The sequence below is a fragment of the Coprococcus hominis (ex Arizal et al. 2022) genome (genome assembly GCF_040094675.1).
In the GTDB taxonomy this organism is placed as follows: domain Bacteria; phylum Bacillota; class Clostridia; order Lachnospirales; family Lachnospiraceae; genus Coprococcus_C; species Coprococcus_C hominis.
In genome coordinates, this window is sequence record NZ_JBBNHG010000016.1 from 17613 (window position 1) to 31842 (window position 14230).

Annotated in this window: 16 protein-coding genes and 1 pseudogene; 1 reads left to right on the top strand and 16 read right to left on the bottom strand. The window is 42.4% G+C overall.

Annotated features, from left to right (window positions below):
* Position 1: 1 nt before the first annotated feature.
* Positions 2–2005 carry a glycoside hydrolase family 31 protein gene (locus AAAT93_RS00640; RefSeq protein WP_227573539.1) on the bottom strand — a complete coding sequence of 668 codons (2004 nt, stop codon included), beginning with the start codon at positions 2003–2005 and terminating at the stop codon, positions 2–4.
* Positions 2006–2208: 203 nt separating this feature from the next.
* Between AAAT93_RS00640 and AAAT93_RS00645 the strand changes: the two genes are divergently transcribed.
* The gene (locus AAAT93_RS00645) at positions 2209–3111 is read left to right on the top strand and encodes an AraC family transcriptional regulator (protein ID WP_227573538.1); all 903 of its coding nucleotides are present in this window, start codon (positions 2209–2211) and stop codon (positions 3109–3111) included.
* A gap of 377 nt (positions 3112–3488) precedes the next feature.
* Here the strand turns inward: AAAT93_RS00645 and AAAT93_RS00650 are convergent, their stop codons facing one another.
* The 15 genes and pseudogenes from AAAT93_RS00650 to AAAT93_RS00715 all read right to left on the bottom strand — a co-directional run bounded on the left by AAAT93_RS00650 (position 3489) and on the right by AAAT93_RS00715 (position 14105).
* Positions 3489–4820, bottom strand: coding sequence for an MATE family efflux transporter (locus tag AAAT93_RS00650; RefSeq protein WP_021986024.1), 1332 nt, complete (start codon positions 4818–4820; stop codon positions 3489–3491).
* Positions 4821–4851: 31 nt separating this feature from the next.
* Complete coding sequence (gene bilS / locus AAAT93_RS00655; protein WP_227573537.1) at positions 4852–5349, bottom strand: flavodoxin family protein BilS; 498 nt, start codon at positions 5347–5349, stop codon at positions 4852–4854.
* 50 nt (positions 5350–5399) lie between these two features.
* A pseudogene (locus tag AAAT93_RS00660) lies at positions 5400–5489 on the bottom strand (VOC family protein); the annotation flags it as partial.
* A gap of 46 nt (positions 5490–5535) precedes the next feature.
* Positions 5536–6447 carry a hypothetical protein gene (locus AAAT93_RS00665; protein ID WP_227573536.1) on the bottom strand — a complete coding sequence of 304 codons (912 nt, stop codon included), beginning with the start codon at positions 6445–6447 and terminating at the stop codon, positions 5536–5538.
* 78 nt (positions 6448–6525) lie between these two features.
* Positions 6526–7284 carry an arginase family protein gene (locus tag AAAT93_RS00670; RefSeq protein ID WP_227573535.1) on the bottom strand — a complete coding sequence of 253 codons (759 nt, stop codon included), beginning with the start codon at positions 7282–7284 and terminating at the stop codon, positions 6526–6528.
* A 35-nt stretch (positions 7285–7319) separates the two neighbouring features.
* Positions 7320–7829: a hypothetical protein gene (locus AAAT93_RS00675; RefSeq protein ID WP_227573534.1), complete on the bottom strand. Its 510-nt coding sequence runs from the start codon at positions 7827–7829 to the stop codon at positions 7320–7322.
* A 346-nt stretch (positions 7830–8175) separates the two neighbouring features.
* A complete protein-coding gene (locus tag AAAT93_RS00680; protein ID WP_227573533.1) occupies positions 8176–8553 on the bottom strand; it encodes a hypothetical protein in 378 nt (125 codons plus the stop codon).
* Positions 8540–9028, bottom strand: a complete 489-nt coding sequence (locus tag AAAT93_RS00685) for a hypothetical protein (protein WP_118546266.1) — start codon at positions 9026–9028, stop codon at positions 8540–8542. The genes AAAT93_RS00680 and AAAT93_RS00685 overlap by 14 nt, the downstream gene beginning before the upstream one ends.
* Before the next feature lie 75 nt (positions 9029–9103).
* Positions 9104–9559, bottom strand: coding sequence for a GNAT family N-acetyltransferase (locus tag AAAT93_RS00690; protein ID WP_227573532.1), 456 nt, complete (start codon positions 9557–9559; stop codon positions 9104–9106).
* 303 nt (positions 9560–9862) lie between these two features.
* On the bottom strand, positions 9863–10495 hold the full coding sequence (locus AAAT93_RS00695; RefSeq protein WP_227573530.1) for a GyrI-like domain-containing protein: 633 nt from the start codon (positions 10493–10495) through the stop codon (positions 9863–9865).
* Positions 10485–10874, bottom strand: coding sequence for a DUF2809 domain-containing protein (locus tag AAAT93_RS00700; protein ID WP_330594653.1), 390 nt, complete (start codon positions 10872–10874; stop codon positions 10485–10487). The genes AAAT93_RS00695 and AAAT93_RS00700 overlap by 11 nt, the downstream gene beginning before the upstream one ends.
* 25 nt (positions 10875–10899) lie before the next feature.
* Positions 10900–11058 (bottom strand): AAC(3) family N-acetyltransferase, encoded by a 159-nt coding sequence (locus tag AAAT93_RS13625; protein WP_118374061.1) that lies wholly within the window; start codon positions 11056–11058, stop codon positions 10900–10902.
* 46 nt (positions 11059–11104) lie between these two features.
* Positions 11105–11650, bottom strand: coding sequence for a histidine phosphatase family protein (locus AAAT93_RS00705; protein WP_227573529.1), 546 nt, complete (start codon positions 11648–11650; stop codon positions 11105–11107).
* A gap of 43 nt (positions 11651–11693) precedes the next feature.
* A complete protein-coding gene (locus AAAT93_RS00710; RefSeq protein ID WP_227573528.1) occupies positions 11694–12458 on the bottom strand; it encodes a TIGR03915 family putative DNA repair protein in 765 nt (254 codons plus the stop codon).
* 9 nt (positions 12459–12467) lie between these two features.
* Positions 12468–14105, bottom strand: a complete 1638-nt coding sequence (locus AAAT93_RS00715; protein WP_227573527.1) for a putative DNA modification/repair radical SAM protein — start codon at positions 14103–14105, stop codon at positions 12468–12470.
* Between the last annotated feature and the right edge of the window lie 125 nt (positions 14106–14230).

The following is a 14230-nucleotide window of genomic DNA, read 5'->3' on the forward strand; positions in this document are numbered from 1 at the left end:
TCTACTGCTTTCTCCCTTCCTTCTTCAACCAGACGGTTGACTTTTCCAGATCATATGCCCTCGTATAACCGTCATCGTCATATAACTGATAGGTGCTATTCGCATATCCAATCAGCTGCAGGCTGTCCATATCAATCTCATCCACGCACTCTGCGGCATCCACAAGCGGAATGCACTTGCCTTGACGGATAAATAATATAACCTCGTTCAACGGAACCTCGACAAAATGATGTCCCTTCGGCATTTCCGTCTGTTCGATTTTTCCGTCCGGGCAAAAACGGACAAGCATCATCGCTTCCGGCAGGTACACATATCTGCCGATTGCATTCTGCGTATACACAGGTGCGATCATGATTTCATTTCCGAGCATCAACTGATCTTCCACATTTACAGCCATCCGATCTTCCGGGTACTCAAATGCAAGCGGCTTAAACATCATGTCATCGGTCAGTGCAGCCTTCATATATTCGCTGTAAATATACGGAATCAACCGATACCGCACACCGATTATATGCCGGAAATCCTCCATGTGTTCAAACTGGTAACATTCCTGTTCTCTTGTATTCTCGCAGGTATGATCCCGCATAAGCGGCGTAAATACACCGAGTGCCAGCCAGCGGAGCAGCAGATCCCGTGTCGTGTTACAGCCAAAACCACCCAGATCGGCACCGGTATATAAGAACCCACACATGTTTAAGGATGGCAGCATCTTCAGATTCAGCAGAATATGTGACCACCAGGATTTATTATCGCCGGTCCAGATTCCACCGTAGCGATGCATTCCAATGTAGGATGAACGTGAGAACAACAGGCAACGCTTATCCGGCGAAATCTCACGGAGTCCTTCCCCCGCTGCACGCGTCATGTTATATCCGAACAGATTGTGCACCTGATCATGCCGCACCATCTTGCCATCTACATTGTGATACATAGATGCATAATCTTCCGCGTTGTTCGCAAGACCGGTCACCTGCGCCCCGATTGCCCATACGTCCTGCACGGTTTCCTCTTTGTCTATGAACGCTTTCATCGCTTCCTTTACATCTTTTACACCCTCCGGTGTAAAAAATATCGCCGGTTCATTCATATCGTTCCAAAATCCCTCTATGCCGGCATCCGTCAGGCGCTTATATTTCTCTCCAAACCATTTTCTGGCATCTGGATTTAATACATCCGGAAAATGTGTATATCCGGGCCAGACAGCGGCTACGAAATCACTTCCGTCCTGTCTCTTACAGAAATAATTCTTCTCGACTCCTTCCTCGTATACATCATATCCCTCTTCGATTTTTACGCCTGCATCAATGATCGGAACAAGCCGGATATGATCCTTCTTCAGGTTCTCTACGTACTGCGGGAAATCACGGAACTCCTCATTTACCGTAAAATCTTTATAGTTATCCATATAGTCAATATCCATATAAACCATATCTAACGGAATATGATTTTCCCTGTATTTTTCTGCCACCGCAACAAAATCCTCCGGCGTTTTATATCCCCAGCGGCTCTGCCCGAATCCAAACGCGAATTTCGGCGCAATATAGCTTCTGCCAATCATCTTCCGAAACTGCTTTGTAATATCGTATGGATTTTCGCCTGTAATAACATACAGATCCAGATCTGCCCTTTCACAGAAGATATGAAGCTCGTCCGATCTTGTGTAACCGACATCAAAGGTGAGCGTTGACGGATAATCAAAGTAAAGTCCAAACGTCTGCTCCCCTGACACGATAATAAAATTATGCGCAGCATACAGCGAATATACATCTTCATGATGATGGGGATTATCTGAATTGTTGCTGATATACTGGTAGCCGCGTTTGTTGATGCTACGGTTTGCTTCACCGAGTCCATATACGACATCCTCATCACGAAGCTTATAAGTGAAAGAAAATCCTTCCTGTAAATGAATGACGCCAAACTCCGGCATTCCTTTCGATGCTGCAAATCGCTCTGTCACTGACTCTGTTGGAAACGGGGTTCCATAGGTATATTTTTTAATCATTTCGCATTCTCCTTCCGATTGTTTTGTCCTGCGTTTTGTTAATATCATTATATTGTCAAGCAAGCTAATATTCTTGCATTATCTTCGTTATTTTATGACACAATATTGACTTTTCTTAAAATATAGCATATTTTAACTATAAGAACTTATGCAGGCACAGGTCTGGCACGAGTCTACTTACAAAAAAGGAACGATTATACGATATGAACCAGGACATTTCTCTAAAAGAAAATATTCATTACGGAACAAAAGAACATCCTATTTCCAAATTACATTTTGATACCGGGGCCGGTACACCCTATCCGGAATATTTCTTTGTTGCGCGCCACTGGCACCACTATATGGAAATTCTCTATATTGAGAAGGGGAGCTTTGAATTTGAAATCAATCTGCAGAGCTTTACTTTATCACAAGGAGATATCTGTATCCTGAATCCCGGCGACCTGCATCAGATCAAGGGGAATTCCTCCGATACCAAGCACAACGTAATCTTATTCGACCCGTGTATTCTGGATTTTTCCTATGAAGATGAAATGCAGGAAAAATGTATCAGACCACTGATAAACCAACTGGCTCTATTGCCAAATATCTACCATTGCGGTTCATCCATCCATGCCGCCCTTTCACCTAAAATCAAGGCTCTTATGGATACTGCCGCAGAAATGGATTCCTGCTGGTATATGACAAGCAAACTACTGATTCTCGATATTATATCATCCATTTATACAGCCAATCTCATGCAATCAGTCCAAAATGCACACGCACAGACAAACCAAAAGAAAATACAGAACTATAAGTCTGTCATCTCTTATATGGAGCATAATTATAACCAGCCGATCACATTGCAGGACCTGGCGGATACCATCCCATGCAACAGCCAGTACCTCTGCCGTTTTTTCAAAGATATTGCAGGTGTTTCTCCGATTCAGTATCTGCTTAATTACCGCATTCAAAAGGCATGTATTCTGCTTGAAACGACAAACAATCCAGTGCTTGATATCGCACTGGATTGCGGATTTGAAAATGTCAGTTATTTTATTCGCAAATTTAAAGAAATTATGTGTTGTACGCCCAAAGCCTATCGGAACAAACATATGCAAAGGTAATACAGGCGAATTATTCTCCGTACTGTCATCCGATCGTTTATTATTCCCAGGATAGCAGGCAATCCTGCGGCTGGATGTTCCCGCTTCCACCGTATCGTCCGGATCTTTCTGCAAAGCTCCAAGGGCACCGTTCGATATTCTTCCCAGATTTTTCACGTTCCTTCCACCTATGGACGAAGTAAACTTACAGGAAGCCTCAAAGCTTTCCGGGTGCAATCCGTAGCATTCTGTCAAGGCTGCCTGCGAGGCACCCCAGACATCCCGAGCTTCATTTATAATCATCTGTTTTTTTGTCTTATCGATATACCCAAGCAATGTCGGAACCAGAAACGCCATTTTCCGCCTTATGCATAGGAGCAAACACACACCGTGTTTATTCAGTGCAGGATTTTCGGCCATGATTTTCTGAGCGCCACATAAGAGATCAGAAAGTTTGCTAGCCAGCCGGCAGGTACGGCAAGCCAGACAAATGCGATTCCAAACCTCGGTGCACAGATCAAAGCAACTGCCAGACGAATTGCAAGATTTACCATATTGGCAACCAGAAACGGCCGCATGATTCCAAGTCCCCGAAGGACTCCATCTGTCGCCATCTTGATACCCATGAAGATAAAGAAATACCCAAGCCACCTCATATAATCCCCGGATACCTGATATGCAAAAGCAGTTCCGTCTTTCCCCAGGAACAACGAGGAAATCTGCGTATGCAGTGTTTCAATGACGATAAACGCAAGGATTGCAAAACACGCATCTAACACCAATGCAGCATGATAGCCCTTCTTGATACGCTGTGGTTTCTTCGCACCAAGATTCTGGGAAACGTATGGGGACACCGCATTGCCAATAGATACAAATATCAGTGAAAAAACATTTTCTACCCTCATCGTCGCAGCATAGCCGGCAAGTGCCTGTGTACCGAACGGATTTACAACTGCCTGTACAATCATCATACCGATTGACACGGTGGACTGCTGGAGAACCGAAGGAACGGCAATACGAAGCATGGAATACAGCTCCTGCCGTTCAAACCAGCGAAAAGGGCTCTGATACTGCCGCATCCGATGAATAAAAATCAGGAAGGACAGCACCGCGGAGATCCCTTGTGCAATAAGAGTCGCAAGAGCTGCACCAAACACGCCCAGCCCCAGACCGGCCACCAGCCAAAGATCCATAAGAATATTCAATATCGACGATACGATCAAAAGCACCAACGGAATCTTTGACTCCCCGATGGAAGTAAACATGGTTGATAGAATGTTATACATAAACAGAAACGGAAATCCCATAAAATAGACCCGCAGATACAGCACCGCATCATCCAGTATATCCGCTGGTGTGTGTAATAACCGCATCATCAAATCGGAAAAGCAAAATCCAAGGACACTCAGAAGTATGCTCAAGCTTAAAAAACTGATCAACGATGTTGATACTATTGTTTTCATTTTTCCATAATTTCTGGCACCAAAATAACGGCTTACAAGCACACCGGCACCTACACCGGCGCCCAATGCCACACAAATAAAAACATTGGTAAGTGCTGCACAGGCACCAACTGCCGCAAGCGCGGAGGAACCAACAAACTGACCAACGATTATGGAATCGGCCATATTATATACCTGCTGGAAGAAGCTGCCGAGAATCATAGGCATTGCAAATACGGTCAACGCTTTCAAAGGCGCATCTGTAATTAAATATTCATCTTTTGACATTATTGTTTCCTCCTGAACTTTCCCGGTCTGTTCATAATGTCTTTTTTAATCTTTCCAGATCATCCGCATCCGGGTGGGATAAAGCACGATCAAAATTCTCAATCAGCATATCAAGATTCGCCGGATGTTCCGGATTCTCTTTCATTTTAATATAGCGGTCACGCACAGACTGCGGCATCTTTCCCTGACACATATACGCTCCGATAACTTCATTGCTGGAATCAATAGATTGTCTGACCTGCCCAAGAATTTTGTTAAAATATGTGTCGCTTCCACCGAAGCCGGCTGTTCCAAACAAAAAAATCTTCTTATTTTTTAGTTTCGATAACAATTCTAATGTCTTATTATCTGCGTTTCCTTTGTCCGTCCAAAAACCGATATACAGCAAATCAGATTCCGGTACCTGTAATTCATTCCCGCCAAAATAATCACACATATCCTGAGGCAGCGTTTCATGGATTGTGTCTGCCAGTTTCTTTGTATTACCGGTTACGCTGCTGAAAATTATTGAATAATTATTTGTTGTCATCCTTCTTTATCTCCCTTCATTTCCTGCTAACTTCTATTAGAGTAACATAATAATAGCATATCCAGTCCAAATAAGTCGTGATAATATTTTCTTGCACGCGCTATGTCTTTCACGACAATGAGTATATTTCTTAATTTCATATTTGCTTCTCCTTATAATGCAGAAACTTCTATTCCACATTTCTCCTCAGAACAGATCCAACATATTATCCAGATAAATCGCTTCCCTCACATGAATCTGATACTCCGGCTTCGTCATGTAATAAAGCAGGAATTCCAACACCAACGCACTTCCTAATCCGCGTCCTTCAATCTTGAAATTGGAAAATCCCATCGGCAGATAGACGTCTTTTATCGCATCAACTCCAATAAATCCCGGATTCGACATTGCCTTTGAGAACCGGTATCCCTGTTCCGACTCTGGTGCCATGCATCGATGATCCGGTGCTTTTATGCCAAGTGCTTTCCGGCTCACATCCTCATAACATACTTTCCGTTCTTTGCACCCAAACCAGCAACATTCATTGCACAAAAACTCAACCTTCGCCTTTTCTTCATCCGTCAACGTATGCAGATCTTCAAACCGTTTATTCAACCGGAAATCAGGCACTACATAACGAAAGTCGTCCCGCTTTAGTTCATCCCGGAACTGTTCAAACTCCGTCAGAACCTTTGTGGTCGATGAGACAAGATACAAGCCCGGATACTGCCTCTTCAGATACGCCAGTAATAAATCCGAATGCACAATCACTCCATTTTGCACTGTTCCACCTTTTTCAAATAACGTGCAAAGTGTGTTGCATTTCTTGTCAGATAAGTGTTCTTCCTGCAGCAACGAATTACTGAATGTCAATCTCGTGGAAATACCATATTCCTGCATCAGATGCAGCACTTCCTGCGCACTGTGATCTCCGCCTCCGATCCGTCCGCCACCCCAGATACAATCTATAGGTGCCCCATAGATGGAGCCAATCTCACACCAATCATAAAAGTATTCCCGATGCTTACGAAATAACGGCAGAAATAATTCGTATAACTCATAGAATTCAAATAGCCCGGGAAGGTGGAAATATGCTGTTTTCTGTGTGGTTTGCTTCATTTATCGGTTCCTATCTCTTCATACTCTAATCTCTAGTACAAATTTCTTGCTCTTGTATTTCGCACATTTGTATCCAGCTCAACTACAACAATAACTACGCAAAAATCGAAACAGCTCTACGTTTGTCTTACCATTTACACCCTCTGCCTGAAAATATTCCGGCAGGGCAATCGCCGTAGAGCATTCCCCGCAGATATCTATACCATATACGGATGCCCGCTCCAGAAAATATTGAAGCATATGTTCAAGCATCCCCAGCGTCAGTTCGCCCTGATTCCAATTTGTTTCACTGTATTGTTCAGAAAGCACATCCTTGTCGATTGAAATGTACAACGGTACACCGCCGTGAATCCGTTTTAACCGTTCCACACCTTCTCCTTTACGGATTTCCTCTGCAGAAAAAGTTATCAGCTTATCTGGGTGCTTTGTCCGAATCTGCCGTATATCGTCTTCCGCCGGTCCGATCAAAATAAATTGTTGCAATGCCGGATTCTGATCAAGAACCATTCCCGCCCAATCGCCACAGCTCATCATTCCTTCCATTAACGGTTGCTGCATATCTGTATGATGATCGAAAACAATCAAAGAAAATGGCCTATGAATTTGATCCGTAAATATCTTTGTAACATAATGATAATTGCCAGAATCCACAAAATGGATTCCATGCACTCCATACGGCTCTATTCTCCTGCAAATCTCCCGCTCTGCCTGTGGCGAACAATACAGGTCGCTGCCTTCAATATCCGAGCAGTCAATCCACGAAAATTGCTCTCTGTCTGCACATATTTCATCATCATATACATGTGTAAAATCCAAAATCAAATGATATGGTTTCATCTGTAATTCACCCCTAATAATATACAAACAGAAAGTTATCTTTTAATAGTATCATTTTTTTCGTATGGTATTGGAAGATTATGTTCTTTCTGTAATTGCCCTATTTTATCACAAATAATGTCATACAAATTATTATCTGTATAAGCAATTTTATCAATATCAACCTCATTTTCTGGAATTATACCGCTGTTAAATTTTTGAGCATACATACCACACTCTTTTATATAAGACATTATTAACGTTATTTCTTCTTTTTCTATGTTCGAAAATATTGACTGTTCTAATAATTTCTTACTAATAAAATTGCAGAAATAAGAATGATCTTCATCCCAATTTATATTACCATCGTCTTGCGCTTCACAACGAAGTTCTTCTATTTCTCTTAACAACTCTCCCTGTAAATTATCTGCCTGTCCACTTTTAGGAACATAATTTTTCCATATATATTTACACTCATCAAAATACTTTTGACTATAATCTGTTGCTATAATTTTTTCAATTGTTAAACTACTGCTTTTCCTTTTTAATTTATCAAATATTCCCATTATTTATCCTCATAATCCATCAATAACCTGTTATATACGGAAAGCAGGACAGTTGACTTTCAATCATCTATCCTGCCTTTATTTACCTCATAACTATTTACACTTTTTCGTTTTCCCGTGCTTCCGGCACTTCCATAGTAATCGCATCCACATCGTATTCCGGAGCATGCTTCTTCACAATATCATAGATTGCAGACTCATAATCCTTACTTGAATACTCCTGTATCTTAAATTAAATGAATTGAACTATGTCGTCAAGCATTTTTATATTTATTGTGTTTTTCCTATCTGATCAACCGTGTACCAAACTGCAAGTCACACTTCACCTCTTAGAAATTATAAACTTTTACTCTTGCGGATATGGTTCGATTCCCAAAGAATACTTCACCTCGTCACACAATTCTTCATAGGATAAATCATATGGAAAAGGCTCTGCATCATCCATAATATTGTTCATTAGCTCATCCAAATCCCCACATTCTATTACAATAAAGGGCTTTTTACTAAAAAGGACTTCATCCACTCTGAAAAATAATCCTTTATATGTAAATACTGATCGTTCAGAACGATGCATTTCTTCAAAATCATCTGAACAGCTTGTTGTTTTAACCTCATAAGGTAAACGGATTTCGTATTTTGAAGCACCTAATTGAAGCATAATTTGTTCTATCGTATCTTTAACCGCTTCAAAATCAGCTCTTGATACATCTTCATACCACCACATCTTTGTCCCCTCTGCTATTTCCAATGTTACTCTCCAGCCTTTTATTATATGCAGTCAATATTCTTCCTGAATGATCCTCTGTATGTTCAAATAAAAGCCATTGTTCACATTCCTCTTCATAATGCGGATAAGCATTGGAAATATAGCATTCTATTCTCACGCCGTTATCCATTTCAACGAACAAATCATTGGATTTACTAATGGATATGCTTGTCACTTTTCCACCAATTATCTGATTCCGAAACTTATCTGTATTGAACCATTCATCATTATGTTTGCTCTCTTCTTGATCCCAAGAATTGTAATCCATCGTTGTTATTATCAAGTCATCATTAAGAAAAATTCTAGTCAATCCCAATCCATGCAATACGAGATTATCGCTGAAACAGAAATCCAGCATTTCACATATGCAGTTAAGCCCTTCAAGCCGTTTTCCAACCCAAAGATTAATAAAATCATTTATCGTTTTATCCATGATAATCCTTTCCTTATGAGTGGTCTCACCTAACACTCATATATTTTTCTGTACTTTCACTGACAATGGTTAGAATCACGAAAGTTTATATTGCATAAAATTTTTATTCGGAACAAATCCAAAGTTCGAATATAACTTAACGCCCATATCTGACGCTGTGATCTGCACTGTTCCACAGCCATATTCTTTTGCATCATGAACAACGCGTGTTAACAGCTCTTTTGCGATACTTTTTCTTCTGTAGTCCGGATCAGTAAACATGCTGGATAGTAACCCTATCTTTCCACTTGGGCAGCCAAAATATGGCGGTTTCTCTACAAAAGATATCCCACTCGTTCCAATAATCCTATCCCCGTCAAAAGCAAGCCAAGACACGAATGTTCCATCTCCCATATGGCGTATATAATACTGCTTTAATGCAGGTACCAAATCAATATCCTCCTTAGCACCTTCTTCTCTCAGTTGCTTTATCCGCATATCAATAAACGTATTCAGTTCTTTCTCTGTCAGTCTTCTATACTCTATTTTCATGATATTCTCCCATCATTCCGACCTTTTATGTATTTCATGCTTATATCATTTTTTCTTAAACAATCTCTGCTTAAATGCCTTGACTTTTGCACCATAACGGCTTGACATTATAATCCCACTAAAAAGTATTCCTACCGCTAACCCCTGCGCAAAATTCAATCCATTTCTAATAACTTGATTGTTCGCATAAATTCCTGTATCTTTCAATAGCATGTATGCCATTATCAATAACAATGCAATTAAATTGCATATGCGCACCCGTTTATTACGTTTTTCAGCCTCTGAATTTTTATAATCTACATATTACATTCTCTTTATCGGATGCCGGATAACCGTTTTCCATTTTTCAGGAGCAACTTTTCTTGCATCTGAAAGATAAATTTCATGATGCAATCTATCTTTTGACAGATCATTTTTATATCCATTTTCCTGTAAATATGTATCCATCATTTCAACAGTCGCCGGTTCATCATCAAATGCTCCGAAATGCATAATCTGAACGCATAAGCCTTCTTCTATCGTGATAAACTCTGCCGACGAGCAATCCAGTTTCTTCTTTTTTGTAGCGGTTTCTACCGCCCAGTCAAAATCCTTCTTCGTAATAAAATCTGGAAGTCTTATCACGGAAATCCAATTAAATGCATCCTTATTCGAGTAATCAATCCCATCAACATCATCCTGCCACCAAAAGCCTTCGAGCGGTGGCACAACATATTCGAAGAATCCATCTATTTTGTAATCCGTCTTGTAACTCATCTTAAGTGTATATGCAACTGCATATAAAACGCCAATCGCCTGCTGATACGCACCATCCTTTTCATTCGGATTGCCTTTTCCTCTTACTGCAATATAGTTTGCCTTTGGAACATTCACTATCTCCGGCTTGTTCTTCGGCATATAAAATTCCTTGTATTCCTTCTTAAAATCAAACGCCATTTGTTCTCCCTTTTACATTCTTTCGCTTCAACACCTCATACACGCCAAGCAATATACACCCAACGGCATAACACAGGATATCTTTCCAATCAAATACGGAACCGACCAGAATACTTAAGAAACGATTTTTCTGCCAGCCTAATGCTTCCACAATATGGAACATCTGCAAAGCCTCGACCAGTGCCGCAAAAATAAATACATACAGCGGTAACAGTTTGCATCGCTCCGGTACAAATATTCTTATAAACGTATATATCACAACCACAACCAGCACGTCACCAATATATGGTCTTACAAATGCATCATGCACATATATCGCAATCAACACTTCAATCAATAGCAAAATCACAGTTGCTATTGCATATCCGATTCGCTTCATGTTCTTCTCCATTCAACAACATGCACTATAATCTTCCTCTGTTTTCTTCTATCCATTTAACCGCATAGTCAACGATCTGTCTCTGACTCATTAATTTGACTGTTGCATTTCCAATCTGAACGGTATGTACTGTATGGAATTTCTCGAAATCTTCTCCAATCTGTGTAAAATCTTCTCCCCATATGTCTCATTATGTTTCATTTTCTGTTGAAAACACCCGACTAATTCCTTTAAAATTCATACTTTCTTAACTCACAATTCTTTATCCCAAATGCTGCAAATTCCTCGTTCGTCATATCCCGGAAATACGACTCAATAATACGGGAGATTCCGTTATGCGCCACCAACAGGTACACCGTCCCATCACTTTCCGCTTCCTTCTTAATATCATCCAGCAGATTATAGATTCTCTGGGAAAGCTTCAGCATGGACTCCCCACCATCATAACTGTTGACAAACTGCGCCTTTGCAACGGAAAATTCCGCACCATTTCGCGGTGTGGACTCATACCGTCCAAAATTCTGCTCCTTCAATCGCAGTTCTTCCTCTGCCGGAACGCCGGTCACTTCCGCGATATGCTTTGCGGTATCTGCCGCACGCATCAGCGGCGAATACAGAATCTTATCAATATGGATTCCTTCTGCCTTGATCCGTTCGCCCAATTCCTTTGCCTGTGTATGTCCAAGTTCTGTAAGTGCAATATCCGTCGCGCCACAGATTTTATTCTCTACATTCCAGATTGTCTGTCCATGTCTTGTAAAATAGAAGTATGCCATCGTATCTGTTCCTCCTGTCTTTTCTACCAAGATACTACCATATCTAATCCTTGAATTCCACCGCATGTTTTCGCTTCCAGATCGGGAAGAGGTTCCGCTGGCAGATATAATTCTCGCGCTCTTTGATTCCAACCGCATGGAAAAATGTCTTCCACATATCGGTATATTCATCCTCGTACTCTTCTGTCTTCCGAAGCGTCTTAAATTCCGCATCAGTCAGATAGCGCAGGTAATTCGTCCCGTCCTTTGGATGCACGCACGCAGTCTTCCTTGTATCATCAATGATCATCCAATATTCGGACGGCATACGATCTGCAAAATGTCTGCCAACCAGCATGATCACATCGCTTTTCGGTTCCAGATGGCACACATAGACTTTCCCATTTAACGACTGAAACCGCGCGAATTCCCGGAAATGATGGCTCTCATTTCCCACCTTCCGCCGCAGTTCCAATATCCGCATCACATGCGGATTCGTATAATAATCAAGCACGCGGCAGCCAACCGCAAATCCTACCCGCAGGAAATTATAGATTGCCTGCAATGCATCTTCCTCCGCGGAGAGTGTTGCATAATAGACATCCAGGTACGCCTCATCCGAGATATCTCTCCGAATCGAACGGATCACCTTCTCTGCCTTTTCGGCATCACCGTCCACATGGATATACTCGTCAAACATCGTCTGTTGAAATACCGGTTCTTTCTTCACTTGTATCTGATTGTGACCAATCCGCAAGGCTTCCACCCATGCATCATAGATGCAGGTCATGATATCCTCCAACCGGTCTTTACATGTATATATTTTCATAGCTACAATCTACCCAATCCCGAAATCCGCCAGAGACATCTGCGTAAACGATTCATTCGCGTGCTCCGTCTTCCATATATCCTTCTGATCGATACCGGTCAACTGCCTTGTGATATACCCTTCCTCGATCGGCGTGTGATACATCTGCCTGCCACCGCAGGTAATGAAATATTGTGCCCGCTTCAACACGACACCCATCTTCTTCAAGGAAGGGAAATCCAGCCTGCCGTAACGTCTTGCATATGTGATCCTCCCTGCCGATTTCGGTCCGATGCCCGGCACACGGAGCAGCATCGCATAGCTTGCTGTCTGCACTTCCACCGGGAATTGATCCAGATGCCGCAGTGCCCAGTCACACTTCGGATCGACCAGTTCATTGAAATTCGGTTTCTCCTCCGATAGCAATTCACCCGCCTGAAATCCATAGAACCGGAGCAGCCAGTCCGCCTGATACAACCGGTGTTCCCGCAGAAGCGGTGGCGGTGTTCCGATCTGCGGCAATACCTTATCTTCATTCAGCGGAATATACGCCGAATAAAATACACGCTTCAAGTCGAAGCCCTGATACAACTGCTGTGTCGTCTGCAGCAACGTATAATCGCTCTCGCCGGTTGCCCCGATAATCATCTGCGTACTCTGTCCCGCCGGTGCAAACCGCCGCTTTAATTTCGACATATCGAGCGGTGCGAGCTGATATGCGTTGTCCCATGTGAGAGCACTGTCCAGAACCGTTCCGTTCATCTTCGCAGCCAGATTCGCAATCGTATTCTGCACATCTGTCTCTCCCGTTACCGAACCACCTGAACCTGTGCCATGATTCTTCCCTTGATCTATGCTTCCATATGCCCCCGCATCATCACGCACAACATTTTCCGTTCCAAGTGCTGCTTTCTTCTCCTTCATCAATCCATCCGCGAACTGCTTCTTCGACTCTGTCCCGAAGATACTCTGACTCAGGAACTGATTGCCTTTGCTTCGCTCCATGTGTGCGGATTTCCCGATTGCCATCCGATGCGACGCGATCGTGTTCCGCACCTTTCCCATCGGATCTAAGATTGTCTGCATCGTCTTATTCGGTGCCAGTGTCCGCAATCCTTCCTCCGTCGGAAGCTCCATATTCACGCTGATACGGTCTGCCAGATATCCTGCTGCCGCAAGCAGTTCATCCGATGCGCCGGGAATCGTCTTCACATGGATGTAGCCGTTAAAATGATATTTCGTCCGAAGCAGAAGCAATGTCTCGCACATCTTCTCCATCGTGTATGTCGGATTCTTCAGAACGCCGGAGCTTAAGAACAATCCTTCAATATAATTCCGCTTGTAGAATTCGACCGTCAGCTCGCAGATCTCCTGCGGTGTGAAGGTCGCCCGCTTCACATCATTGCTTGCACGGTTGATGCAGTATTTGCAATCATAGACGCAGTGATTCGTCATCAATATCTTAAGCAGAGAGATACACCTGCCATCCGACGCAAAGCTGTGGCAGATGCCACACGCCGCAGCATTGCCGAGTTCTCCTTTCTTTCCCCGGCGATCCGATCCGCTCGACGTACATGCCACATCGTATTTGGCGGCATCCGCAAGAATCTGCAACTTCTCCTGTGTTGTATATTCTTCTATGTAATTGTTTGTAATCTCTGTACTCATATCCTCATTATACGAACAAACGTTCTTAGATGCAAGGATTTTTTGCGAACATCCGTTTGTTTTTTGTTCATAAATTTTCTAAAAACATCAAAACAGGCGAAGCAGAATTTCCACTTCACCTGTTT